Raw genomic sequence first — 25,596 nt, 5'->3', positions numbered from 1 at the left:
TCAAGGGATATCGCTCAATCCGGCGCTTCGGGCATCTGCACCTCGCGAGTGACGACGCTGTCGGCTTCGGACGAGTCCGCAGCCTCCATTCTAAGCAAGACCGCTTCGCGGAGCGATTCCGCGTAGCCACGGTACTCCGCCGCTCGACGCTCGTACATCTCCGCCATGCCCTGACGACCGGTCTGCAGAGCGTCCTGTCCCATGCGCTCCACCAGAGACGCGCGCTCCTCGATGATCCGGAGCGCGACGCGCATGGCCTCGTCGACTTGTCCTTCCTGCTTTCTCAACAGGGCCTGCGCAGAAAACGCGTGACCCACCTGGCAGCGAAAGCGCAACGGGCGGTCGCCCTCGATCTCGGCCAGCACGCCGCCGCAGTCGGGACACGTGATCGATGAAGGTTTGGTGAGAGTGTCGAAATTCTCTGGACGCGTCCGGGCACCGAGGGCGATTTCGACATCCAGTTGCAGCCCGGGCGGGCCGAGTCGCCCCGGCCCGGGCGCTTCACTGACGTATCGTTGTATCGCCGAGGCCAGCTCTTCGGGGCTGGCACTCAAATTCACCGGCGAGGCTTCGAGCGCGGCGAGCGGCATCTCGCTGGACAGCGCGTGTTGTGGAGCTTGCACCAGCGCGATACCGCCGCACGTCTTGATCGCCGCCAGGCCCGAAGCACCGTCGTTGAGTTTTCCGCTGAGAATCACTCCGATGACCCGCGGCCCGGCGGTGAGTGCAGCGGAACGGAACAAAGGATCGATTGCCGGACGTACCAGATTCTCGCGCGGCCCCGTGCCCAGGCGCAGGTGGCCATCCACGACCAGCAAATGTCTATTGGCGCGGGCAACGTAAATATTCCCACGCTCGATAGTCATGCCTTGTTCGGCTTGTTTGACCGGTAGCGCCGAGGCGGCCGCGGCGACGGTCCTGAAAATGCCGGTGCTTTCGGCCGGGACATGCAGAATCACGACGACCGCCGCCGGCAAATTCGTTGGCAGAGAGCGCAGGATAGTCGTCAATGCGGGAACGGCGCCGGCGGATCCGCCAATCACCACCAAGTCTCGGTTGGCCATCAGTGGCTCCTGGCTACATGTAGCCGGTTGCTGACGGCGCGGATGTGCACGCCGTCGTTCGATCCATGCGGGGCCACTTCAGCAACGCGACAGGAGCATGGATGTTTCGGCGAGGGGGCGAATACCTGCACGCGCGACGAAGCGACACGCCCGTGCGATGAGTGACGAATTGACTCGTCACGTCCGACGGTCGCTCGTCCCGCGCGCCGTCACGTCATCACATTCCTCTGGGCGGCGCGTTGGCGTCTGAATATTCGGGGCTGACCCAATCGACGAGGTGAGCTCCATGATTCCGATCCAGCGCTTCCCGGTAACATTCGTGCTCGTGTGCATCGGCGTTGCCGGGTGCACGCCGGCGAATTTCATTCAGCGGGTGCGGTCGGCGCCGCCGTGCGATGTGCGGATCTGCACGAACATCGGTGCGAGTCCGGCGCGCTGTGAATGTCAGACGCACGAGCAAGTGAAGCGACAGCTCCGCGAGACGTATGGGCGGCAGGCCGAGTGAGACAGTCGTCATGCTATCGTCCCAGCCGGGGCTGACCCGATCGCCCACGGCGATCTAACCAAGCAGGATTTTCGTGGCTGGGAGGATTACGACGGATGTCGCGGCGTCCGTCGTCGAAAAATGAAGGTTGTCATCATCGGTAGCGGCCTGGCCGGCGTCACCAGTGCCTGGTATCTGCGACGGCGCGGTCATGACGTAACGGTCATCGATAGAGAGCCCGGTCCGGGCAGGCAGACCAGTTTCGCGAACGGCGGGCTGCTCACGCCCGGCATGTGCGAGCCCTGGAATGCGCCCGGCGCGTGGAAAGTGTTGTTGGGCTCGCTCGGTCGCTCCGATGCGTCTCTGCAGCTGCGCATGCACACCTTGCCTGGCCTCGCGGGCTGGGGAATGAGCTTTCTGAAGAATTCCACGGCAGCGGCGTATGAGCGCCACCATCGAAGTAACTTGCGGCTGTCGATGTTCTCGCTCAAGTCGATGCAAACGCTGCGCGATCAGGCGCAGATCGAATACGGCCGGGGCGCGCTCGGCAGTTTGGGAATATTCCGGGATCGGGATGCGCTCGCTCGTGCTGAAGCGGAGGTCGCCAAGCTGAATGGCGCCGGCCTGGCTTGTCGTCGCGTCTCGACCGCCGAAGCGCTCGAGCTCGAACCTGCACTCGCGCCGTTGGCCGACCAGCTGAGCGGCGCGATGTTTTATGAATCGGACGAGACCGGCGACGCTCACCGTTACTGCGAAGCGCTCGCAGAGCGTGCGCGGGATACTGGCGTCGAGTTCATCTTCGGTGCCGAAGTGTCCCTCGAGATGCATTCGGGGAAGGTTGCCGCTGTCATCGGCGGCGGCAAACGATATACCGCTGATCATTACGTCGTCGCCGCCGGCAGCTACAGCACGCTACTGATGCGACAGGCGGGCGTGCGTTTGCCGGTGCGTCCGGCGAAAGGTTATTCGATTACGTTCGAGAACGAAGGCGAGCGATCCTTGCTGGGCCGGCCCATCATCGATCATCACTTACACGTGGTGATCGTGCCGTTCACTCGTGCGATTCGCGTCGCCGGCACCGCGGAGTTTGCGGGCTACGATCGCTCGCTCAATCCAGTCCGCGTGCGCAGCCTGCTATCGACGATGCGCGACATTCTGCCGCAGGGAAGATGGGATGAAAGCGCTGCGAAACCCTGGTGCGGCCTGCGGCCCTTGTCACCCGACGGTGTCGCCATCATCGGGCCGACACGGATCGCGAATCTATGGGTGAACAGCGGTCAAGGCCCATTGGGCTGGACTTGCGCGGCCGGCTCGGCGCAATTGCTGACTCAGCTGATGAGCGGCGACGAGCCGAGTATCGACCCTGCGCCTTATTCGCTGGCTCGCTTCTAAAATCGGCTGCTTTTTTTTCCGGAGAGATCAGGAATGTCTCGATTCTGTGGTGACATCGATCCGGCGCCGGTGTTTGCCGCCGCCTCAGTGTGGCGCGACCGTGCGTTGTTGAATGATGGCTCGGTATTCTCCGAGAGCGCACTGTGGACGACCGGAAATCTGGCCGAGCTGGTGCGGCACTTCGTCGAGAATGAGGATCACGGCAGCGATGACTTTCTCGAGAAACTGCGCCGGCAGCTCGACCCGGTCTCTTCCGCAGCCAAACAGCTCGCGGCGGAGATCCAGTGGTTGCTGTGGCTCGCGCCGGACAACGTCAATGTAGACACAAAGGTCAACGAAGTGGCGGAGCTATGGTCCTGGTCGGATCAGCTGCTACTTCCCCAGGGCCGCGAGCTGCTGCAGCCCGAGGCGTTGCGGGGCGTCGGCAGTGCCGGGCGAGGCATCACTCTTCATCGCCGGAAAGAGCTCGCTTACATCATCCGATTTGCACACGCATTCAAAGCGCTTTCGAGTCGCGAGCGGGAGCGTCTGCTGCGAGACGGTTGGGCACTGGCGGACTGGTTGCAAACAGTACCCGAGTCCAACCAGCGGCAGTTCCGCCACATGCTGTTGTACCTGCTGTTCCCCGACGAATTCGAGCGCGTGTTCAGCGGCTCGGATAGAAAAGACATCGTGCAACACTTCGCAGGCAAGCGCCGGCGCGACGTGCAATCTCAGTCGGCACTGCAGCTCGATCGTGAGTTGCTGGAGATTCGCAAGAAAAACGAGGGGCAGTATCCCGGCGTGCCGCTGGACTACTACGTTCCGCCCTTGGCGGGGCTTTGGAAGGAAGCTCAGAGCAAGGTCTGGCTGCTGATCTGGAATCCGGACAATTTCCCATGGGAGTCGCTCGAGGCCGATCGCTCCGCCACGCATGCGGGGCAGGGTGTGACTGCGCGCTGGAGTTGCGCCAACGGGGGCGCGAAGCCGGGCGACCTGGCGTATCTGGTACGAACGGGGAGTGAGCCGCGCGGCGCGATTGCGGTTGGCAACGTGGTACGCGAGCCTTATGACGGGCCTCATTGGAATCCTTCGGAAGCGGCGCAGGGTGCGACCCGTCAGTACATCGACGTGGAATTCACCCGAATTCAGGATCCCACCAAAGGCGATGCTTACGTTTCAGCGGAGCAGCTGAAGCTTCTCTCGGCCGATCAGCTATGGGCGCCGCCAGGTTCCGGCATCGAGATCAAAGCCCGCGCTGCCGCGGCCCTGGCGAAGGCATGGAAGGAGTCAGTCGAGAAGCGCACGCTACCGCGAGTGAGCGAGACGGTTGCGACGTACCAGCAAACCGCGCCGGCAGAGCCGCAGAACATCATTTATTACGGTCCGCCTGGCACGGGTAAGACGCGTCGGATCGCGCAACTGCGGGCTGAGTACACCTCCTCACCCCAGGCTCAGTCGAAAGAAGCCTGGCTGGCGGGCGAGCTCGCCGATGCGAGCTGGTTCGATGTGCTGGTCGCCGTGCTTTGGGACCTCGGCAGACCTTCCAAGGTCGGCAAGATCGTCGCGCACCCCTTCTTCGCGGCCAAGCTTCAGCTGACCGGCCAGGAGAAATATCGCACCAATCGCGCGTGGGCCGTGCTCCAGCTGCACGCGAATGCGAGCTCTACGACGGTGCGGTTGAAGGAGCGCAGCGAGCCGTTGGTCTTTGACAAAGATGGCGACTCGCAATGGTTTCTGATGGATGACTGGGCCGAGCAGTGTCCAGAACAGCTGGCCAACGCAAAGCGCTGGAAAGCCGGGCCGGCGAGCGCCAGCGCGCAGCGGCGCTACGAGTTCGTGACATTCCACCAATCGTACGGTTACGAGGACTTCGTCGAAGGTATTCGTCCGGAGCTGGACGAAACAACCAAGGAGTTGAGTTACAGCCCGGCACCGGGAGTGTTCAAGCGCATTTGCCGGCTCGCGAAAAAGGATCCGCAGAACCGCTACGCGCTCTTTATCGATGAGATCAATCGCGGCAATGTCGCCAAAATTCTTGGCGAGCTGATCACTTTGATCGAGCCCGACAAGCGCGCTACATACGATGCCGACGGTGTGCTCACGTCCGGTCTGGAGCTCACGTTGCCGTATTCCAAAGAGCTGTTCGGCGTGCCGGCGAACCTGGATCTGTATGGCACGATGAATACCGCCGATCGCTCGATCGCACTGCTGGATACGGCACTGCGCCGTCGCTTCAGGTTCATCGAGTTGATGCCCGATTCCGCCTTCATCGGCGGGGCCGACGGTCACGGCAGGATCGACGACGGCCAGGGCGGAGAGATCGATCTTCGACGCTTGCTGAGTGCGATCAATCTGCGCGTTACCTATCTGTTGAATCGCGATATGCAGATCGGACACGCTTATTTCATGCCGGTGCGCACATTCGACGCGCTCAGGCGCGTCATGCTCAATCAGGTCGTGCCGCTGCTGCAGGAATATTTCTACGAGGACTGGCGGCGCATTCAACTGGTGCTGGCGGACATCGGCGAGGACGACGAGCCGAACGAGCCGCAGATCGTCGTGCATGAGCTGTTGTTGCCCGAGCGGGTCTTCGGCATCGAGCGCAATGACTGCGCGCCTGCCAGAAGCTATCGGATTGCAGCACCTGAGTCATTGATTCCCGACGCGTTCCGGAAGATCTACGAGTCGCCGACCTGATGACAACGCTGCAGGTTCTCGAGCATCAGCGCCTGCGTATCGGCGAGCGGCGATCCGCCGACGAACTGGTGCTGGGTGATAAAGAGGCCACGCTCCTGGAGCGCCTGCTGCCAGCACTGCCTGCGGGCATATGCCGTTGGGAGCATCGAGCCGTCCGCTTTACTCAACATTGCGGAGTGATCTGTCTCGGCTCGACCGTGATCGAAGTGTTGCCGAAGATCGCCGGCAAGGAGCAGGAGCCCGGCGCGTGCCGGGATGCGCTGATCGGGATGCTCAATGAGTCAAGGGAGTTGCAGCCCGCGACTGCTGGCAACGGTCCGGTTCGCATGCAGCGAGCGGTGCTACTCGACGCGTTTGTTCTCGCGTTCTGCCGCGAACTCGAGGTGCAGCTGGCGCAGGGACTGTTGCGCCAGTATGTGTCACATGTAGAAAACCTACCGGTGATTCGCGGTAAGTTGCGTGTGGAGTTGCAGCTCAAGCACAACTCGGTGCACCGGGAGCGGTTGTATTGCGAGTACGACGAATTGAGCCCGGACATGCCCCTGAATAGAGTCATCAAAGGGGTGTTGCAGCGACTGTCGAAATTGCCGCTCGGCGCACGGGCGCTCAAGCACGTCCGCGAGCTGTTACTACGATTCGATGGAGTCGCGGACGTGGTGCCGAGTGCCAAGATGCTCGATGCAATCGTCGTCAATCGCACCATGGCGCGTTATGAATCGGTGCTGCGTCAATGTCGATGGTTTCTCGAGGGAATTTATCCTGACGTGACCGTGGGCGCGAACGTCGCGGCCGCGCTGCTCTTCGACATGAACAAGCTGTTCGAGTCCTGTGTGACGCGCGCCGCGCAACGCATTGCTCGAGGCCGTGGCTTGCGATTGCATGCGCAGGGCCCGATGAAATGGTTCGCCCGGGATGCAGCGACGGACAAGCAGTTGTTCGCGATGAAACCGGATATGACGTTGAGCGACGCGGACGGAACAGTGCTGCTGGTCGCGGACGCGAAATGGAAGCTCCTCGACGAGGCCGAGGCGAAATGGGGTGTTGCCGAAGCGGATATGTATCAACTGGCCGCTTATGCCGCGCGCTATGGAGCAACGCAGGCGGCGTTGATCTATCCGAAGCAGAGCAGCTTCAGCGTCACTCGTGCGTTGGGCCTGCACAAGCCGGCGCTACGCGTGCAACTGGTGCCCTTTGACGTTGTGACGCGGTCGTTCCACGGCCTGTCGGTGTGAAAAGGGCGGCAGCTCAGGCGAGCCGCCGCCAAGGGGGAATTAAGAGCCGATCGACAACAACTTCGCATTACCGCCGGTTGCGACGGTATTCACCGTCAGCGTGCGCTCGGTGGCGAAGCGGAACAGGTAGTGCGGGCCGCCGGCTTTCGGGCCGGTGCCGGACAGACCTTCGCCGCCGAACGGTTGCACGCCGACCACGGCGCCGATGATGTTGCGATTGATATAGATATTGCCGACCGCGGCCTCGGCGACGATTTCCTGCCACACGCTTTCGATGCGCGTATGGACGCCGAGCGTCAGGCCGTAACCCGCCTCACGAATCGATGCGAGCACGTCGCTATGCAAGTTCTCGCGCTTGTAGCGAACCACGTGCAGGATCGGGCCGAACTCTTCGCTGGTCAGCTCGCGTGCGTTGTTGAGTTCGAGCATGCGCGGTGCGAAGTAGCTGCCTTCGGTGCGCACCTGATTCAGGTCGCATTGCTTGAGCACCTTCACGCCTCGCTGAGCGACCTTCTTGCTGTAGTCCTCGAGCTTCGACGCGGCACTCTTGTTGATGACCGGACCGACGTCGGTCGATGGCTGCGACGGATCGCCGATGTGCAGCTCGTTCATGCCGCCCGCGATCAGTTCAATCAGACGGTCCGCGATTTCTTCCTGCACGAACAGCAAACGCAGCGCCGAGCAGCGCTGGCCAGCGGACGTGAAGGCTGAGGTGAGCACGTCGTCGGCGACCTGTTCGAGCAGTGCCGAGGAGTCGACGATCATCGCGTTGATGCCGCCGGTCTCCGCGATCAACGGCACGATCGCGCCATCGCGCGCAGCGAGCGCACGATTGATGAATTGAGCTGTCGAGGTCGAGCCGGTGAAGCACACGCCCCCCAGCGCCGGATGTTTGAGCGCGACTTCGCCGAACAGCTTGCCGGCCGAGGGAACGAAATGCAGAACGTCATGCGGCACGCCGGCTTCGTGCAACAGTCGCACGGCCAACGCGGCGACCAGCGGGGTCGACTCCGCGGGCTTCGCAACGACGCTGTTGCCGGCAACCAGCGCAGCGGTCACCTGACCCAGGAAGATCGCGAGCGGGAAGTTCCAAGGGCTGATGCACGCGAACACGCCGCGGCCGCGCAAGCTCAGCTTGTTCTCTTCGCCCGTCGGGCCGGGCAGCGCCGTCGGCTCAGCAAAATGCGCGCGAGCTTCCGCCGCGTAGTAACGACAGAAGTCTTCGGCTTCGCGGACTTCGGCAATCGCGTCCGGCAGCGTCTTGCCCGCTTCCTTCACGAGCAACCTCACCAACTCGGCGCGATGGGCGCGCAACTTATCCGCCGCGGCAACCAAACAAACCGCACGATGCGTGGCGCCAGCGTCATCCCACGCCTTGCGCGCCTGACCGGCCTTGTCGAAGGCGAGCGCGATGTCTTCCTTGGTGCCGACGCTCACATAACCAACTACCTCGGCGAGGTTGGCCGGATTGCGAACTTCCTGCGGCGCTTGAGCCCCGCCGGCCAGTGTGGACGGCACGGCACGCGGCAGGTCGCCGGACTTTTGTAACGAAGCGATCTGCTCGGCCAGCTGCTGAGGATTGCCCCAGTCCACGCCGGAGGAATTTTCACGGGACGCGCCGTACAAGTTGTTCGGCAAGGGAATATGCGGGTTGGTCATGCTGTCTGCCGCTTGCAGGGCTGCAATCGGATCCTCCACTACGGTGTCGACGGGGACGCTTTCATTCATGAATCGGTTGACGAACGAGCTGTTCGCGCCGTTCTCCAGCAATCGGCGCACGAGGTAGGACAACAGGTCCTCGTGCGGGCCGACGGGCGCGTAGGCGCGAACGCGCGGGAAACCTTCGATCTGTCGCTTGGCTTCGGCGTGCAACAGCGCGCCCATGCCGTGCAGACGCTGGAATTCGAACTTCGCGCCAGGCGGTCGCAACTCCAGCACGGCGGCGATGGTGTGCGCGTTGTGAGTCGCGAACATCGGATAGATCACGTCGCGATGTTTGAACAAGCGCTCGGCGCAGGCGAGATAGGAAATATCGGTGGACACCTTGCGAGTGAACACGGGGTACGAGGTGAGGCCACGCTCCTGAGCGCGCTTGATCTCAGCGTCCCAATATGCGCCCTTCACGAGACGAACGCAGATGCGACGGCCGGTCTCGCGCGCGAGCGCGGCGACCCACTCGATCACATACGGCGCACGCTTGCCGTAAGCCTGGATAACGATGCCGAGGCCTTGCCACGACTGCGTCTGCTTGTCGCGAGCCAGTGCTTCGAACACATTCAACGACAGGTCGAGACGATCGGCTTCCTCGGCGTCGATGGTGAAGCCGACATCGGCCGCGCCGGCTCGACGGGCCAGATCCCGCACGATCGGCGTCAGGCGCTGCATGACCAGGCCTTCGTGCATCAGATCGTACTTGGGCTCGAGCGCCGACAATTTCACGGACAGGTTGGAGCGATCGTCGATCGGCGTGCCTTTACGTTGGGTGCCGATGGCATCGAGCGCCTGCTCGTAAGACTTGCGATATTTCTCGGCATCCGCCCAGCTGCGGGCGCCTTCGCCCAACATGTCGAACGAGCACAGCCCCAGCTCGTCCGTCTTGGCCGACCGATCCAGCGCCTCTTGAATCGTGCGACCGACGACGAACTCGCCGCCGATGATGCGCATGGCCTGGCGGAACGCGGTTCGAAGCACCGGTGCGCTGATCCGACGCGACAGGCCTTGCAGCCAGTTGCTCGTTTCCTCGCGAGCCTGCTTCGGCGGCTCGATCAGCTTGCCGGTGAGCATCAAGCCCCAGGTCGAGGCATTCACCCAGGTCGAATGCGACTGACCCGCGTGCGCGCCCCAATTACCCGACGCGATCTTGTCGGCGATCAGGCGATCGGCGGTCTCGTCATCGGGAATGCGGAGCAAGCCCTCCGCCAGACACATCAGCGCGACGCCTTCCTCATTGGACAGCGCGAACTGCTGCAGGAACGAGTCGAGCAGGGGCCGTTCGCGGGAGCGGGCCCGGGCGCCGGCCACCAGCTGCGCCGCCCGATTCTTGGCGCGGGACCGGGCGTCGAGCGACAGGCTGGAGCTCTTCAGCAGGGCTTTGATGCACGTGGCCTCGTCTTGCAACGTGGCGCTCCGGATCTGCTCACGGAGCTGCTCGAGCGATGGGGCGAGGGGGATGGCGGAGGATTGGGCGACCATGTAGGTTGTCGTAACTGGGACGAAAGCACTATTTTATGGAGCCTCGGCCCGTCGAAACGACCTGAAACGTGGGTGTAATCCGTGAAATCAACTGGCGCGAATGCGGTAACCGTCCTGGACAAGATCGACCAGCGCATCCTGGTCCGGCTGCAGGAGGACGGGCGGGTGTCGATGGCGCAGCTCGCCCGGGAGCTGCACATCAGTGTCACGCCCTGTGTGGAACGGGTTCGTCGGCTGGAAAAGCACGGCTACATCGTCGGCTATCGTGCCGACCTGTCGCCCACGCAGCTGGGACAGAACCTGCTTGCGTATGTGCAAGTGGCGCTCGATCGCACCACGCCCGAGGTGTTCGACCGGTTTCGAACGGCGATGGAGGTGCTGGACTTCGTGCAGGAAGCCAACATGGTGGCGGGCGGCTTCGACTATCTATTGAAGATCCGCGTGCGCGACATGAAGGAATATCGCAGCGTGCTGAGCTCTCACATCGCGTGCATCAAAGGCGTCCAGCAGACGCACACCTACTTCGTGATGGAAGAGGTCAAGAGCTCGAGCAAGGTGCGGGTGCAGGCACGCTAACGCGAGATGCGGATGAGGAACTGACTGGCCTGGCTCGCACCGGTGTCGTTCGCAATCGTTATTTCGTAGTCGCCGGGCGCGATGCGCGGGCTGTCGAGATAGATCGTGACCATGCCATCGCCCGCCGCCAGCAGATGTGCGATCTGCGCGACGTGTTGTTTCTTATTGTCCGCGTCAATCCGTGCCAGATCGATTCGATAGCGCGAGTCGGGCGCCGCGAATTCCGGCAGCACTCGCAATTCGATGGCGTCAGAGGTGCCGGGCAATGTGACTTCCGCATCGAATGAGCTACCGCGACGGCGCAGCACAATATTCGAACTGGCGACCGCCGTCGGTCCGCTGAGTTCGGAAAGGCTCGTCGCGATCAATGGGGGTGCGGGCGTGCGGACGTAGAACGCGGCGGCGATCACGAGGATGACAATGGCCGCCATCGCCAGATAGCGCCCTTGCGCATACCAGGGAGTCGGCTTCATCAATGCGGCCAGCTCGCCGCTGGCTTGCAGTTGCGCCAGGCCCGCTTTGAAGCGCGCCGTCGCCTCGATTTCCCGCAGGACCTCCGGATGCTCGAGATAGTAAGCCTCGAAGGCTTCCCGCTCGGCGTCGGTCAGCTGATCCGCGAGATATCTCGGGACGATGTGATAGTCGTCGATGTACTGTCGGTCCATTGCTCAGCCCGCGATGCAACTTGTACGCCGGCGCACTCCGTCCCCCAATCCCTATGAGTCTAACCTGTTATCGGCAGCGCGCTTCTCTCAGAATTGCCCCCATCTAGTGCAATAGACTGAGTAGCACGCTGAAGAAGTCCGACTTGCCGAGTCCTTTCGCTTCCAGTAAGGCGCGCATGCGTTGACGGGCGCGATGGATCACTCGATCGAAATGCAGCGTCGTCAATTGCAGCGAACGGCAGATCTCTTCTTTATCTTCCTCGTCGAGATAAAAGCGCTTCACGATTTCACGGTCGCGTGCGGTGGACAGCGACTCGATGACGGCAACGACGTGGCGCATGATGCTGGCATCCATCGCCGCCTGTTCGGTGACGCGTTGCGCCGGCAACTGATCGACTTCTTCGTCGGTGGCGTGCACGCCGGGACGATTCGCGTACTCACGACGATAGTTTCGATACAGATTCAGCGCGACGCGATACACATAGCCGCCCAGCCGCTTCGGATCCGATACACGCCCGGCACGACTGTGCGCGATGGTCGTCGCCACTGCTTCCTGCAATATTTCCTGCGTGATATTCGCGTCGCGGATGTGGCGGAGTAACAGGTTGTACAGACCCGCGTAGTGCTGCTTTATGAATTCATTTGAGATCGTGTCCTCGACCACGGATCTTGTTCCATTCCTTATTATGTTCACGTCGCCGCAGAATAGCGGCGAACAGTAGCGGAGTCATCCTGATCGCAGCGCGAATATTGTTTTTCTTACAAGGAGAGTTGTTCGACACCACGATTGGATGATGCGAGCGCCACACCGGCCCAATAGTAAGGATCGGCAAAGCGGCGCGACGCGATCAACTCACGCTGCGCAGCTCGCAGTGCCGCTGAGCTGCCAGCGCCTCGATGCAGGTTGCGATAGAACTCCTCCATGAGCGCGGCAGTCGCGGCATCGGAAACACTCCACAAGGTGCCGATGACTGAACCGGCGCCCTGACTCAGAAATCCATCCGCCAGACTGCGCACGCCCCAGCCGGTGTAGTCCTTGCCACGCATGGTTTCGCAGCCGCTGACGATCACCAGCCTTGACGAGAACGGCGCGCTGAACAACTCGGTGAAGCCCAGGAAACCGTCGTCCGATTTGCCTTCGCCGCGCTTGCTCGAGGTCACGAGGCCGACGACGTCCGGGGTGGTCTTGCTGAAATACCCGTGCGTCGCGATGTGCAGAACCTTCGCGGATCGCACTTCGGGCGACAGCAATACATCGCTGGTTGCATCGGCGCCGGCGTAAGTGATCACGCGAGTCGCAAAGATTCTGGCGATGTTCTCGGCTTCGGTTCGCGAGCTCGGCAGGGCGGCGAGCGAACTGGTCACGACACGGGGCTGCACCCGCTCCGGCGATTGAACGCCGAGCACCGGGTCGGCGAACACGACGATGTCGGTGCTCCTGGTCGCGCCATTCGAGGGTGGCGGCCGCGAAGCGTAGTAACCGGACAACGATCTCGCGCGCACCAGTTCGAACTTCACAATCAGCGGTGAGTAAGCTTTCGGCCGATCGTCGAGATCGATGGCGGCGAACGGTAACGGTTGCATGACGTCGTCGGGCACGATAACCAATCGCGTGGTATCGCTGTGCTCGCGAATGAAATCACGCGGCAGCAACTGCGCGAGCGACGAAAGCGTCGCTTCGGCCTGCTCGGCGTGACCGGGCGCGTTCAGCATTTCCAATGAGCGACGCACGAGCGTCTGCACCGCCGACCGGGGCGGCAGATCGAAGTAACGAATCTGGTCGCCCGCGAGCGCGATGCCGAAGCTGACGTTCTCCTGAATGAAGTAGCGAATGAAGAGGTCGGTCGCGGGCACGGGCAGAGGTTGAAACGTCGCTACGCTTCTGGGCGCGGTGCTGACGGGCGGCGGCCGATAGATTGTGAGATAGGCATCGCGCGCTCGATCCCATTCGCGCAACGCTTGATCGAGGCGGGACTTTGCCTCGCGCTGGCGCTTATCGTCGGTGGTATTCGGATGCAGCCGATCGAGCGAAGCGGTGGCGTCGACGAGCATGCGCTGAGCGGCGCGGTAGTGCTCGAACAACTCGACGGCCTCGGCTTCATAGGCTCGGCCCACGACACCTGAGTGACGCAACTCCGCGGGCGCGATCTGCTGGGCGTAGTACGTTTCCAAGAGCGGCAACACTTGCGCGCGGTCCAGCTCGTACAACGCTTTCACATATTCGTTGAACATCGGCTGGGCGGCCGTCATCCAGGCCAGGCTGTCGTCGTGAGTGGCGCGCAGATCGTTGGCGACTTGCCTTGTCAGACGAACTGCTGTCTGACCGTGTGCTCGAACGTTGGCGAGATCGTGATTCAGCGCGTAGTGCCGGATCGCTTGCTCGGCAAACTGCAGCTGATGAGTGGGGCGCGCCAGCTTGGACTTCTGCCGCGTCGAAGAGCCGTGGATCAGTACTTCGATGCTGCGGACCAGCTTGCTGGCGCGTGCGTGATCTCGTTGGTCATTGGCCAAGCGCAATAGCAGAACCGAGGCGTCGATGCGCTGTTCCGGTAGCGCGCGTGGATCGTCGAGCGCAAGTTGCGCATAGCTTTGCGCCAGCGTCAGCTCGCCTTGCGCCGCGTAGTCGCGAGCCAGCTCGATATAAGTCACCAGCTCGCGATAGTTGTGCTCGTCGATGAACACTTGCAGCGCTTGCTCGTGCCGGTCGATTGCGTCCCGATACTCGCCGCGATCGCGCGCCAGACTGCCGAGCTTCAGCTTGGAAATGCTGATCTTCAGCGGATCGCCCGAGGCGCGATCCAGCTCATAGGCGGCTTCGAAATAGCGCTGCGCGACCAGGCGCTCGCCCGTCTTTCGATAAGCATCGCCCAGGCTGTAGTAAAGCTCCGCGAGCAGCGGGCGGTTGTTGTACTGGGTGGCGCTCACGATCGCGCGCCGCAAAAGCTCTTTGGCCCGGGCAACTTCGCCGAGCAGGATCAGCGAATAAGAAAGATTGCAGGTGACCCGGTCGATATGCGAAGCATCGGCACGCGCGCCGATGAGGAGTTGCAACGATCGCTCCAGCGCCTGCCGGGCCCGGGCATGATCGTCCTTGACCAGACGATATTCCCAAAGCACTTCGAGCCACTGGCCCTGCTGCAGCGGGTCCTCCTGGGTTTCGGCGAGCCCAAGCTGAATCCGTTGATAGGCCTGAGGCAGATAAATGGAACTTCGTCCTGACTCGTTCTGCGCACGTCGTAACAGCTGAGTGGCTTCATGACGCGCTGCTTCCTGCGCGGCCGCATCGACGGCGCCGGCCTGCCACCCCCATAGGAGCAGGCCAGCGCCGATGAGATAAACCCATGCGACCCGCCAATCAGCGCGAACCCTGCGACACGACGGCTCGTTCATTCACCACCTTTCCCTCGGGCTGAGGTTGTATCACAGCCGTACGGTACGGGCGCCACGAGAACAGCGACACCACATTTTCCTGTCCCGCCTTGGCCCAGGTGATGAAGTCCTGATGCACCACGTCCATGTTTGAGTCGCGCCCCTTGGCGACTTTCCAATGCACCACTTTCCAGCCGTGCATCTCGCCGGTGGGCTGATTGCCGATCTGATCGTCGATCAGCACCGGGCGGCCATTCTCCATCGTGGGATAGAGCCGCAGCCGCTGCATCACATCGGCCATCTTCTCGTGCCAGTTGCCGGACAACGAATCGGCCCGTGCAAAATATTTGTTGTTATCGTCGCGGCCGAGCACGTGCCGCAGAGCGTGCGTCAGCCCGCCGCCGAAGCCCGGATGATAGAACGCCAGCTCGTCGACGGCCGAGGGCGGGATGAAACTCGGGTTCACGACCAGCGTGGGCTCCTGCCCTTCCTGCGCCACCCATTCGACCAGCTCTTCGGGAATTTGCATTCTCTGCTCCTTTAGTTGTTTCTCAGCACCAGCTCGATCACATGCCGCATGCAGAACGTGCGATCGGTGTACGCGGCATTCGCAAAAACACGGCGCTGTTCCTGCAGCTCGTTGCCGAGCTTGCCCATCCAGGACAGCACTTCATCCACCGAGCACCAGTGCCCGCGATAGATGGAGTGCGGCGCGCCGGCGACGGCGTTGGCTAACGCTTCGGCGCAGATCAGGCTGCCGACCACCCCGAGATGCTTGCCTTCGCTGGCATGCACCGCTTCGACCAGCAAGTAGGGCCACAGCGGCAGGTTGTCGATCGTGATGCCGCTGCCGGCCGGCAATCTTTCAGCGAGCGGACCCATATCGGGCAGCGGCCGCACGCCAAACGCGGCGGCGAGTTTCGAGCCCGTCGGTCCCGCCAGCAGTTGCTCCACATACGCCTTGCCCGGCGGAAGCTGCGCGGCGACGCCGGCACGCAGATTCATTTCGGCGATATTGATGGTGACGCCGGTCGGAATCGGCACCTGGCGCATTTCACGCGTGATGAAGGGATCGATGGTCATCGCATCCTCGACCCGATTGTTCAGCAGCGGCCAGCCGAACATCCGGCGGAAGTCGAGCTCGAGCCGCGGATCCAGATTCCGATTCGTCTGGAACAGCTCGGGCAAGGTCACATCCGGTTTTTGCGGAAACGATTCGTAGAACGGCCGCACCATCGAGTGGCCGAAACGAAATGCCGCATGCGCGAACTCGCGGGCGATGGGGCGCGACGGCAGGTTCAACCAGCGTTGGTCGAAACGAAACACGCTATCGAAGACGGCCGGTGCGAGGACCTGGCGCAAGTAGTCCTCGATGACCACCAGCTGAAACACCAGCGTCGTCAGCACGCGTGCGTCGCTGACGTTGCTCGCGTAGCCGCGTTGCAGGACCACGTTGTGAAATCGCTGCCAGAACAGATGCAGCTGCGACACGATCACATTGTCGTCGTTGCGCAGCTCGGGAATGTTCGGTACGCCGTTGGTCCGCGGCAGGTCTTCGGGCCCGGTCGGCGTCTGACGCTTGATAGGAAACAAACCGCGCTCGTCCAGCAGCGTTGCGGTTTGCGGGTCGGTGCCATAGACGCTGTCCATGTTGAGATATGGCAGCACGTCGCGGGACTGACCTGGAATCGGATGGGTCTGCGGCACGATGTCGTGCGCGATGAACTGTCCCAGGTAGGTGTAGCCGACGTCGATGAAGCGGGAGACATGCGATGACTCGGTCATCACCTGCGCCAGCGTGCTGAGCTGTTGCTCTGTCAGCATGGAGGACTCCGGTGCTGTAGATCTTTTCGTTGCCGCGGCAGGGGGCAGGGTTATCTGTGGCTGGCGGCGGAGATCTCTCAGCGACAAGCAACTTTTTGTTGTGTCTGTAGCAAGCAGATGTGCTCGCCGATCGTGCTATCTGATCGGCCATCATGCGCAGCAAGTTATTCGTCCCCGGCGCGCGGCCCGAGTTGTTCGGTAAGGCATTGGCCTCGGCGGCCGATGCTATTTCTATCGATTTGGAAGATGCGGTCGTCGAGGCGCGCAAAGGCGAGGCGCGTGCGGCTGTGGCGGAGTTCTTGCGTTCGAGCGAGGCGCAGTCGTCGTCGAAGTCCATCATCGTGCGCGTGAACGCACTTGCGACGGCGCACTTTTCCGCCGATGCGCGAGTGATCGCGGCGCCGAGTCTTGGGTTGGTGAACTTGCCCAAGATCGAGTCTGCGCTCGAGGTCGATTCGGCGCTGGCGATGATCGATCGTGCATTCGTCGATGTTGGGTTGCGTCCGACCCTGCGTGTGCTGGCCAATATCGAATCGCCCAAAGGCCTGCGCAATGCGGTCGAGATCGCCGCGCATCCGCGCGTTGCGGGTCTGCAGCTCGGGTATGCGGATTTGTTCGGGCCTTTCGGTATCGAGCGGCGCGATCCGCAGCACGTGTATTCGGTGATGTTCGCCGCTCGCATGGCGGCGGCGGAAGCGGGAGTGTTCGTTTACGACGGCGCGTTTCCCGACATTAAAGACACCGAAGGATTTCGCGCCGAAGCGGGCATGGCGCGGCGGCTTGGCTTTCTTGGCAAGAGCTGTATCCATCCCAGCCAGGTCGCGCTGGCCAACGAGGTGTTCCGCCCCGGCGCCGCCGAGATTCAACAGGCCCAACGATTGCTCGCCGCCGCCCGCACCGCCGCCGTCAACGGCGCCGGCGCTTTCCTGCTGGACGGCCGCATGATCGATACGCCCGACATCCGCCGCGCCGAGCTGGTCGTCGCCAGCGGCCGTCAGGACTGACGGCAACACAAAAGCCGTCCATCCAGTGATTCCCCCTCCCGTACACGGGAGGGGGCAGGGGGGTGGGTCTCCCGGGCGAGAAGATCAGTAGCTCCTCCGAAATCACCACAAGAAAGAAAAACTACGCTCTGAAATCACCGCCAGATGGTTTTCGTTTCGATTGGATTGCCACACACTCGGCCCGCGTCACGCTGGCCCCATCAATGACAATGACTCGCGCCGTCCGGCTCCTATTAATAAGTGTGCTCCTGCTACTGGCGGGCACCGCGCCGACGCGAGCGGACAATCTGGTCAGCCTGGATATCGCGTCGCTTCCCGCGGCGCCCGAGCCGGTTGCGCACCTGGCGGCGATCAACGACACCTTGATCGCCTGGGGCACCACGGGCACCTGGCGGTTCGATCAGGATCAGCAGTCCTGGCGTCGACTGCGTGAATCGAGCAACGCAGGCCTGCTCGGTGTCGCGGGCGACGGACAGGTCGCGTATGTGCTCATCGGTTCGCAAGCGGTCGAACGAATCGAACGAGTCTCGCTGACAGATCAACAACCCGCTGCGATCCCGCCGCTTCCCGAACCGCTGTTCTCAGCGTATGCCGCGGTGGCCGGCACGAAAGTCTGGCTGTTCGGTGTAGACGCCAACCGAGCGCGTCGCTTCGTAGAAATCGATCTCGCCGCAGTGAACCCGAGCTGGACGACTCACGAAGCCTGGCCAGGCACCGCCGATGAGCTCACTTCCGCGGTAGAGCAAATCAATGCGCTCTTCATCACTGTGCGAGAGCGCGAAGGTCAGCCCGACCGCATCCTGCAATGGAAAGCAGGCGAAGGTTGGAAGGATCGAGGCGTCGCGCCCGCTGCACTGGTGCCCGGTTCAGCGAGTGCATTGGGTCAGGCGCATGTGCTGTATGTTTCGAACGCGACGCCGAGTGCCGTCGTTACATTCCACACCATCACCGGCTCATGGGCCACGCTTGCTGAAGCGCCGAACGCCGCGCAGGCGCGTGCCACCACCGGTTGGAAGAACGGCTTCGTCTGGTTACGCACGAGCGAAGACGGCACACAACAACTGAGCTCGGGCCAGGTCCGCTCGACCAACCTGCTGCTGCAGCCGTTGGACTGGGTGATGATCGTCACCTATCTGGTGTCCATGATCGGCATGGGCATGTATTTCTATTTGAAAGAGAAGCGCAACTCCACGTCGGACTTCTTCGTCGGCGGGCGCAAGATTCCGTTCTGGGCCGCGGGCGTCAGCTTGTATGCAGCCAACACCAGCTCGATCAGCTACATCGCCATCCCGGCGAAGGCGTTCGAGACCAACTGGCAATATCTCACCAACAATCTGATCGCCGTGCTCGGGCTCATGTTCGTCGCGGTGTGGATCGTGCCGCTGCTCCGGCGGCTCAATCTGATGTCGGTGTTCACCTATCTGGAAACCCGCTTTCATCCCACCATCCGCACGATGGCGAGCGCGCTTTGTATCTTGATGCAAGTGGGCGCCCGCATGAGCGTGATCATGTTTCTACCGTCGCTGGCGATTGCCACCACCACCGGCATCGATGTGAAGTGGAGCATCCTGATCATGGGCGTGTTCACCATGATCTACACCGCCATGGGCGGCATGAAGGCGGTGATCTGGACCGACTTCGTGCAGCTCATCGTCAAGATGGGCGGCATCGTTTTCGCGATCGTGTTCATCGCCTTCATGGTGAAGGGCGGGTTCGGGGAGATGGCGGCGATCGCCGCCGCCGAGGATAAGACCAAGCTGTTCGACTTCAGCTTCGATCTCACCAAGGCGACAGTGTGGGGCTTTCTGTTCCTGGTGTTGTTCGATGTGGTGCTGACCTTCCCGAAGGATCAGGTGCTCATGCAACGCGTGCTGTCGACGGAATCGGCGAAGGAAGCGGGCCGCTCGGTCTGGACGTTCGCCGCCATCATGATTCCCGGCGGCTTCATGTTCTACATGGTCGGCACCGCGCTGTACGCCTTCTACAAGACCCATCCGGAACGCCTCAATCCCCTGTTGCCCATCGATTCCATCTTCCCGCTGTTTATCGCGGCGGAGTTGCCGATGGGTGTGCGAGGCCTGATCATCGCGGGCATTCTGGCGGCCGCCATGGCCACCCTGTCGAGCATCATGAATAGCGTCGCGACCCTGGCGTCGGTGGATTTCTACGAAAAGCTGGTGAAGAACCCGGACCCCAAGGTCAGCGTGCGCTTTGCCGAATGGATGACGGTGGTGACGGGCGTGGCCGGCATGGGGCTGGCGTTGATCCTGTCGCGCTATGACATCCATTCGCTGTTCGATGTCTCGATCGAGCTGGCGGGCTTGTTGGGCGGCGGTTTCGCCGGCGCGTATACCTTGGGCATGTTCACCAAGCGCGCGAACTGGCAGGGGGTGGCCATTGGCATCGGCACCAGCATCGTGATAACTACCGTCGCGTGGTCCATGAACCTCGTGCATCCCTATTTCTATCTCGCGATTTCCATCCTGCTGTGTATTTGCGTGGGTTACGTGGCGAGCTTGTTTTTCCCGGCGCCGAGCGTGCAGTCGCTCGAAGGCCTGACGATTTACGGTCAGCGTGAGCGCCCCGTGGGCGTCGCCTTGACGCAGAACGAGTAACAGATTGGATACGCAGTTCCTTCGCACCTTCGTGTCCGTGGTCGATAACGGCTCGATGGCTGCGGCCGCGCGCTTGCTGAACATCACGCCGGCCGCGGTCGCTCAACAGATTCGCACGCTGGAACGGCAGATCGGTCAGTCGCTGATCGCTCGCGCCGGCCGCACCGTCAGCGTCACCGAAGCCGGCGCTCGAATTCTCGAGCGCGCTCGCGACTTGTTACGCGATGCTGAGGATTTAAAGGCCGTCGCGAACGATGAAGGTGTCGCGGGTGAACTGCGTCTGGGCGCTGGTACCACTGCGCTGACGGGCGTGTTGCCCGACATCCTCGTGCGCATCGTTGCGCGCTTTCCGCAGATCAGCGTCTTTATCAAGCCGGGCTATTCGGCCGACCTGTATCGCGCGGTCGAGAAGGGCGAGCTGGACGCGGCGGTCGTGCTCGAAGCGCCGTTCACGTTGCACAAGAGCTGTGGATGGCTGCAATTGCGAGAAGAGCCGCTCGTCGTGCTCGCGCCACAAAGCATGGCCGGTCGCGATCCGCATGAGCTGTTGGCGACACAACCGCTGGTCAGGTATGACCGCAATCAATGGGGCGGTCGCAAGGCGGACGAGTATTTGCGAATGGTGGGCATCACGCCGCGCGAGCGTTTCGAGCTGAATGCATTGAATGCAATCGCTGTCATGGTCGATCGCGGGCTGGGGGTGTCGCTGGTGCCGGATTGGGCCCGACCCTGGCCGGAAGGCTTGAAGCTGGTCCGCATTCCTTTGCCGCATGCATCCGAGCCGCGCCGGATCGGTATCGTCTGGTCGCGAGCCTCGGTGCGGATCCGGCTGGTCAATGCTTTCGTCGAGGAAGCAACAAAAGCAATAAAAAGTAACGTCTGAATATAGGTCGCTTGGATTGGTTTCGCCGGCCGTTGGCACAGACTCCCAACTGCAGAGCGCATTTCCACAACAGCTCTCAGGCACTGGTCTTCGAATTCGGGGGAGTCAATGAAAACATCCATGGGGCGTCGCATCCCGCTTGCGACCAGCTTGAGTTCCCTGCTGCTCGCCTCGTTCGCGACCGGCGCACAGAACCAGGACACAGCGGCTGCGGAAGATCAGATTGCCGAAGTGATCGTTACCGGCACGCGCGTGCCGAAGTCAGTCGACAAGATTCCGGGCGCGATCACCGTCGTCGGTGAAGCGGAGCTCGCTCAGTCCACCGCGGTGACCATGGATGCAACGGCCGTGCTTTCCCGCAGCGTGCCGGGCTACTCCGAATCCTCCCAGGCCATGAGCAACACCGGCGAAAACCTGCGCGGCCGTATCGCGCTTCGCCTGTTCGACGGCGTGCCGCAAGGCTCGCCACTGCGTGAAGGCACGCGCAACGGTACGTTCACCGACATGGGCATCGTTGAGCGCATCGAAGTGATCAACGGTCCGTCGGCGGCCGAAGGTGTCGGCGCGGCGGGCGGTATCATCAATTACATCTCACGTTCGCCGACGGAAGAAGGCACCGAAGTCGATCTGACGGCGCGTTACAGCAGCGCGTTCGAAAACGACAGCGATGATTGGAAGATCGGCGCGACGCTGACTCACAAGCAGGACAACTACGACGTGTTGGCGGCCGCATCGTTCACCGATCGCGGCATGACCTACGACGGCAACGGTCGCGCCATCGGCTTGAACACCAGCGGCTCGGTCGCGGACTCCGAGTCCAAGAACTTCTTCTTGAAGGGCGGCGTCAACTTCGGCGCCAGCGAGTCGCAGCGCCTGCAGGCCAGCATCAGTCGGTTCAACATTCAGGGCAAGGGCAACTACATTCTGGTGGATGGCGACCGCACCACCGGTGTGACGAATACTTCGGTGCGCGGGCAGCCGCTCGGCGGCAAGGCCGAGTTCAACGACTTCCGGCAGCAAACGTTGACGTATACGCACAACGATTTCTTCTCCGGCGCGCTGTCCATCAACACGTATCGAGCCGAGCAGGCGATGCGCTACATCGCTGAAAATGGCGACGACCGTCAGGATCCCTTGATCGCGCCGCTCGGCACGCTCATCGACCAGTCCGAGATTCGCACCGAGAAGAAAGGCGTGCGCACGGCATGGAATCGCCAGAACCTGTTCACCGATGGCCTGGAATTGACCGTCGGCCTCGACTGGGTGGAAGACACGGCCGAGCAGCGCCTCGCGCTCACCGACCGCGTGTGGGTGCCGCCGATGGAATACACCAGCTGGGCGCCGTACACGCAGCTTTCATATGACATTGGACCGGTAACCATTAGCGGCGGCATTCGTCGCGAAGACGGCGAGCTGCATGTCGACGATTATGTGACGACCTGGTTCCGCGATCGCCGTCCCGTCGATGGTGGCACGTTGAGCTATAAGGAAGATCTGCCGAACTTCGGCGTCGTCTGGCGCATCGTGCCGGGCCTGTCGGCGTTTGTTTCCTACAGCAAGGGCTTCACGCTGCCGAACGTCGGCATTCCGTTGCGTAACGTACAGTGCTCGAACGATACGCCCGAGGGCACGCAGCCCGACGGTTGCCCGAACGATCCGCGGCAGTCTGTGGCTGGCATTCTCGCGCTCGAGCCCATCGTGGTCGACAACACCGAAGTAGGCTTCAACTGGCGCGGCTCGCGCATGGCGTTCGGCGCGTCGTACTACAAGTCCGACTCCGATCTCGGCGTGTCGCTGCTGGTCGATCCGAGGTCCGAAGACTTCATCATGCTGCGCCGGCCGGTCGAGATCGAAGGCTACGAGATCACCAGCGAGTTCAAGATCACCGACACGCTGCGTGCCACGGCGTTGTATTCGCACACCGAAGGCAAGACGCGCACCATCGATACCGGCCCGCTGGATCGGGAGATGGGCATCAACGACATCAGCCCGGACAAGATCGGCACCACGCTGTCGTGGCAATTCAACGATGCGGGCGATGTGACGCTCGGCTCGACGACTTACGTCGGCCGCGACATCAACGAAGGCCGCGCTGGCGAAGAGCACACTGCCGGTTACACGTTGTTCGATCTGGGCGCGAACTATCGCTTCGGCAAGAGCCTGGTGACGCTGGGTGTGGAGAACTTGACGGATAAGTTCTACGTCCTCAGCTGGTCGCAGGTGCCGGGTTATCGCAACTACTGGTCGGGCCGCGGTCGCGTGACCTCGCTGACCTACACGATGAAGTTCTGAGGCCGGAAAAGCCGTGCGACCCAAGGAGCGCGGCTGCGGTCATCCCGCGGGAAGGCCGGAAACGTTGCGCGACCCAAGAAGCGCGACTGCGGTCATCCTGCGGGAAGGACGAGGGGTCATGTCGAAGAGCCGTGCGGGCGTTCCCCCCGCCCGCGCGGCGGCCTGCGGGAGCTGGTTGGCTCTCGCTGCGATGATGATGTTCGCGGCGCCGGCACTCTCGCAGGAGGATCGGTCGAAGGCGCGACCGTCGGCGGAGGGAATCTCCGCCGAACGTTTACAGCGCGTCGATGCGTTCATCGATGCCGCCATCGACAAGGGTCAATACTTGGGCGCGGTCACACTGATCGCGCGACATGGGAAGATTGTTTCCTGGAAAGCGCATGGAAAGCGCCAGATCGATGCTCCGGACGCGCTCGATCCCAATGCCATCTTCCGTATTTATTCCATGACCAAGCCCATCGCTTCGGTCGCGGCGTTGATGCTGATGGAGCAGGGCAAGTTTCAGCTCGACGATCCGGTCAGCAAGTATTTGCCCGAGTTCGCCGAGGTGCGTGTCTTCACCGGCGGTACGGCCGATGCGCCCGAGCTGCGCGAATCGAAACGTCCGCTCACGGTTCGTCATCTGCTGATCCATGCGGCTGGATTTACGAGCGGTGAAACGACGCCGCCTGCCGTATTGGATCTGATCGAGCGCGCGGAATTGAATCGTGCGCCGGATTTGCAGAGCTACGCGCGTGCGCTGAGCAAAGTGCCGCTCGCTGCGGACCCGGGTGCTCGCTTTAGCTACGACGGCGTTAACACCAACGTGCTGTGTCGCCTGGTCGAAGTCTGGTCGGGTCAGAGGTTCGATCGCTTTCTTCAGGAGCGCGTCCTCGCGCCCTTGCGTATGAAGGACACCGGCTTCACAGTCCCGGTGGAGCAGCGTCATCGGATCGTGCAGATGACTTCGAGCGATGCGACGGGACAGTTGATTCCCGCCAGGTCTTATGAAGGCGTCGAAGCCGGGGTTACGCTCAATCCCTACCCCAGCGGTGCTGGTGGCTTGTATTCGACGGCGGCAGACTATCTGCGCTTCGCTCAGATGCTGCTCAATGGCGGCGAGCTCGAGGGCGTGTCGCTGCTGAGTAGCAAGACGGTGGCGTTGATGATGACCAATCAGCTCGGCACTCTGGAGCCGCCGCAGCTCGAGTTTCGACCGGGCGAGGGCTTTGGCCTGGGCGGCTTCGTCGGTGTTGATTCGGCGCGGCGCGGTCGATTGGGCAGCGTCGGTGACTTTGGCTGGTCCGGTGCCGCGTCGACCTATTTCACGGTGGATCGGCGCGAGGGGCTGATTGCAATGCTGATGATGCAACATCTGCCGGAAGATTCGCCGAAGGCGCCACCGCGGATCAGCGGTCAGTTTTTCAACCTGGTTTATCAATCGTTGGTGCAGTGAGCGCGTCATGATCCTCGTCGCCGGCTCGGCCAATCTGGACTTCGTGGTGCAGGCGTCGCATATCCCGGCGCCGGGCGAGACCGTGCTCGGGCGCGATTTCAAAACCTATCCCGGCGGGAAAGGCGCCAATCAAGCCATCGCCTGCGCGCGTGCTGGAAAGGCGCCCACGCAGATGCTGCTCGCGTTGGGCAACGATCCGTTCTCACAACCGATCGAGGCGTCGCTGCTCGCCGCCGGCGTGCAGATGCATGTGGTGCGAGTCGAGGATCGGCCCACCGGCACGGCTTTCATCTGTGTTTCAGATGACGCAGAGAACGCCATCACCGTAGCGCCCGGCGCGAACAACGCGCTTCGCCTCGAACACTTGCCCTCGCTCGATGGTTGCAAACATCTGCTGCTGCAACTCGAAACTCCGATCGAAACAGTGATTGCGTACGCTCGCGAGGCGCGCAAGCGTGGCGTCTGTGTCGTGCTGAACGCAGCGCCGGCCCGCACGTTGCCGGACGAGTTGATCGAGCTGCTCGATGTGCTGGTGGTCAACAAAGGCGAGCTTGCGACTGTCGCCGGTCATCAAGGCAGCATCGAGCAGTGCATGCAGCGAGTCGATGTCCCTTGCATCGTCGTCACGCTCGGCGATCGCGGTTGCTGTGCGCGTGTCGATGGCGAGCTGATCATGCAAGATGCGTTTGCTGTCATGCCGGTCGATACCACTGCCGCCGGCGATACTTTCTGCGGTGTGCTGGTTGCCGCGCTGGATCGCGGCGAGAGCATGGCGCAGGCGTTGCGTTGGGCAAACGCCGCTGGTGCGCTCGCTTGCACCAAACATGGTGCGCAATCGAGCATCCCGACGCACACCGAACTGCTGAATTTTCTGTCTGAACATGCCTGAT

General features: G+C 62.1%; 18 protein-coding genes. 11 read left to right on the top strand and 7 right to left on the bottom strand.

Annotation, left to right across the window (positions count from 1 at the left end; translation table 11 throughout):
* Window positions 1-14 precede the first annotated feature (14 nt).
* Window positions 15-1,064, bottom strand: coding sequence for a chemotaxis protein CheB (locus ACFPN2_RS11880; protein WP_380596816.1), 1,050 nt, complete (start codon window positions 1,062-1,064; stop codon window positions 15-17).
* 286 nt (window positions 1,065-1,350) lie between these two features.
* Between ACFPN2_RS11880 and ACFPN2_RS11875 the strand changes: the two genes are divergently transcribed.
* From ACFPN2_RS11875 to ACFPN2_RS11860, 4 genes are read left to right on the top strand one after another with little or no spacing between them, the layout of a single operon-like run.
* Window positions 1,351-1,569 carry a hypothetical protein gene (locus ACFPN2_RS11875; protein ID WP_380596815.1) on the top strand — a complete coding sequence of 73 codons (219 nt, stop codon included), beginning with the start codon at window positions 1,351-1,353 and terminating at the stop codon, window positions 1,567-1,569.
* 15 nt (window positions 1,570-1,584) lie between these two features.
* Window positions 1,585-2,940 carry a D-amino acid dehydrogenase gene (locus ACFPN2_RS11870; RefSeq protein WP_380600114.1) on the top strand — a complete coding sequence of 452 codons (1,356 nt, stop codon included), beginning with the start codon at window positions 1,585-1,587 and terminating at the stop codon, window positions 2,938-2,940.
* Between the two features lie 33 nt (window positions 2,941-2,973).
* Window positions 2,974-5,619: an AAA family ATPase gene (locus ACFPN2_RS11865; protein ID WP_380596814.1), complete on the top strand. Its 2,646-nt coding sequence runs from the start codon at window positions 2,974-2,976 to the stop codon at window positions 5,617-5,619.
* Window positions 5,619-6,851, top strand: coding sequence for an McrC family protein (locus tag ACFPN2_RS11860; protein ID WP_380596813.1), 1,233 nt, complete (start codon window positions 5,619-5,621; stop codon window positions 6,849-6,851). Before ACFPN2_RS11865 ends, ACFPN2_RS11860 begins: the two co-directional genes overlap by 1 nt.
* A 39-nt stretch (window positions 6,852-6,890) precedes the next feature.
* Here ACFPN2_RS11860 and putA read toward each other — a convergent pair whose 3' ends face one another.
* Entirely contained in the window at window positions 6,891-10,043 is a 3,153-nt protein-coding gene (putA, locus tag ACFPN2_RS11855) for a bifunctional proline dehydrogenase/L-glutamate gamma-semialdehyde dehydrogenase PutA (protein ID WP_380596812.1), read from the bottom strand.
* 81 nt (window positions 10,044-10,124) lie between these two features.
* Between putA and ACFPN2_RS11850 the strand changes: the two genes are divergently transcribed.
* On the top strand, window positions 10,125-10,619 hold the full coding sequence (locus ACFPN2_RS11850; RefSeq protein ID WP_380596811.1) for an Lrp/AsnC ligand binding domain-containing protein: 495 nt from the start codon (window positions 10,125-10,127) through the stop codon (window positions 10,617-10,619).
* On the opposite strand, the gene ACFPN2_RS11845 is transcribed toward ACFPN2_RS11850, so the two are convergent.
* The 5 genes from ACFPN2_RS11845 to ACFPN2_RS11825 form a co-directional block, all read right to left on the bottom strand.
* The gene (locus ACFPN2_RS11845) at window positions 10,616-11,284 is read right to left on the bottom strand and encodes a hypothetical protein (protein WP_380596810.1); all 669 of its coding nucleotides are present in this window, start codon (window positions 11,282-11,284) and stop codon (window positions 10,616-10,618) included. The genes ACFPN2_RS11850 and ACFPN2_RS11845 overlap by 4 nt on opposite strands.
* A gap of 103 nt (window positions 11,285-11,387) precedes the next feature.
* Entirely contained in the window at window positions 11,388-11,948 is a 561-nt protein-coding gene (locus tag ACFPN2_RS11840) for an RNA polymerase sigma factor (RefSeq protein WP_380596809.1), read from the bottom strand.
* 95 nt (window positions 11,949-12,043) lie between these two features.
* Window positions 12,044-14,674, bottom strand: a complete 2,631-nt coding sequence (locus ACFPN2_RS11835; RefSeq protein WP_380596808.1) for a CHAT domain-containing protein — start codon at window positions 14,672-14,674, stop codon at window positions 12,044-12,046.
* Window positions 14,640-15,182 (bottom strand): hypothetical protein, encoded by a 543-nt coding sequence (locus ACFPN2_RS11830; protein ID WP_380596807.1) that lies wholly within the window; start codon window positions 15,180-15,182, stop codon window positions 14,640-14,642. The genes ACFPN2_RS11835 and ACFPN2_RS11830 overlap by 35 nt, the downstream gene beginning before the upstream one ends.
* Before the next feature lie 11 nt (window positions 15,183-15,193).
* Window positions 15,194-16,477, bottom strand: coding sequence for a peroxidase family protein (locus tag ACFPN2_RS11825; protein ID WP_380596806.1), 1,284 nt, complete (start codon window positions 16,475-16,477; stop codon window positions 15,194-15,196).
* Window positions 16,478-16,629: 152 nt separating this feature from the next.
* Between ACFPN2_RS11825 and ACFPN2_RS11820 the strand changes: the two genes are divergently transcribed.
* The 6 genes from ACFPN2_RS11820 (at window position 16,630) to ACFPN2_RS11795 (ending at window position 25,595) form a co-directional block, all read left to right on the top strand.
* Window positions 16,630-17,481, top strand: coding sequence for an HpcH/HpaI aldolase/citrate lyase family protein (locus tag ACFPN2_RS11820; RefSeq protein ID WP_380596805.1), 852 nt, complete (start codon window positions 16,630-16,632; stop codon window positions 17,479-17,481).
* 209 nt (window positions 17,482-17,690) lie between these two features.
* Window positions 17,691-20,096: a sodium:solute symporter gene (locus ACFPN2_RS11815; RefSeq protein WP_380596804.1), complete on the top strand. Its 2,406-nt coding sequence runs from the start codon at window positions 17,691-17,693 to the stop codon at window positions 20,094-20,096.
* Between the two features lie 4 nt (window positions 20,097-20,100).
* A complete protein-coding gene (locus tag ACFPN2_RS11810; protein ID WP_380596803.1) occupies window positions 20,101-20,979 on the top strand; it encodes a LysR family transcriptional regulator in 879 nt (292 codons plus the stop codon).
* 108 nt (window positions 20,980-21,087) lie between these two features.
* Complete coding sequence (locus ACFPN2_RS11805; protein WP_380596802.1) at window positions 21,088-23,271, top strand: TonB-dependent receptor; 2,184 nt, start codon at window positions 21,088-21,090, stop codon at window positions 23,269-23,271.
* Between the two features lie 118 nt (window positions 23,272-23,389).
* Window positions 23,390-24,706, top strand: a complete 1,317-nt coding sequence (locus ACFPN2_RS11800) for a serine hydrolase domain-containing protein (RefSeq protein WP_380596801.1) — start codon at window positions 23,390-23,392, stop codon at window positions 24,704-24,706.
* Between the two features lie 7 nt (window positions 24,707-24,713).
* The gene (locus ACFPN2_RS11795) at window positions 24,714-25,595 is read left to right on the top strand and encodes a ribokinase (RefSeq protein WP_380596800.1); all 882 of its coding nucleotides are present in this window, start codon (window positions 24,714-24,716) and stop codon (window positions 25,593-25,595) included.
* Window position 25,596: the final 1 nt, after the last annotated feature.

The sequence above is a fragment of the Steroidobacter flavus genome, assembly GCF_042651805.1.
Taxonomy (GTDB): Bacteria; Pseudomonadota; Gammaproteobacteria; order Steroidobacterales; family Steroidobacteraceae; genus Steroidobacter; species Steroidobacter flavus.
This window is presented reverse-complemented; position numbering and strand designations above follow the sequence as displayed.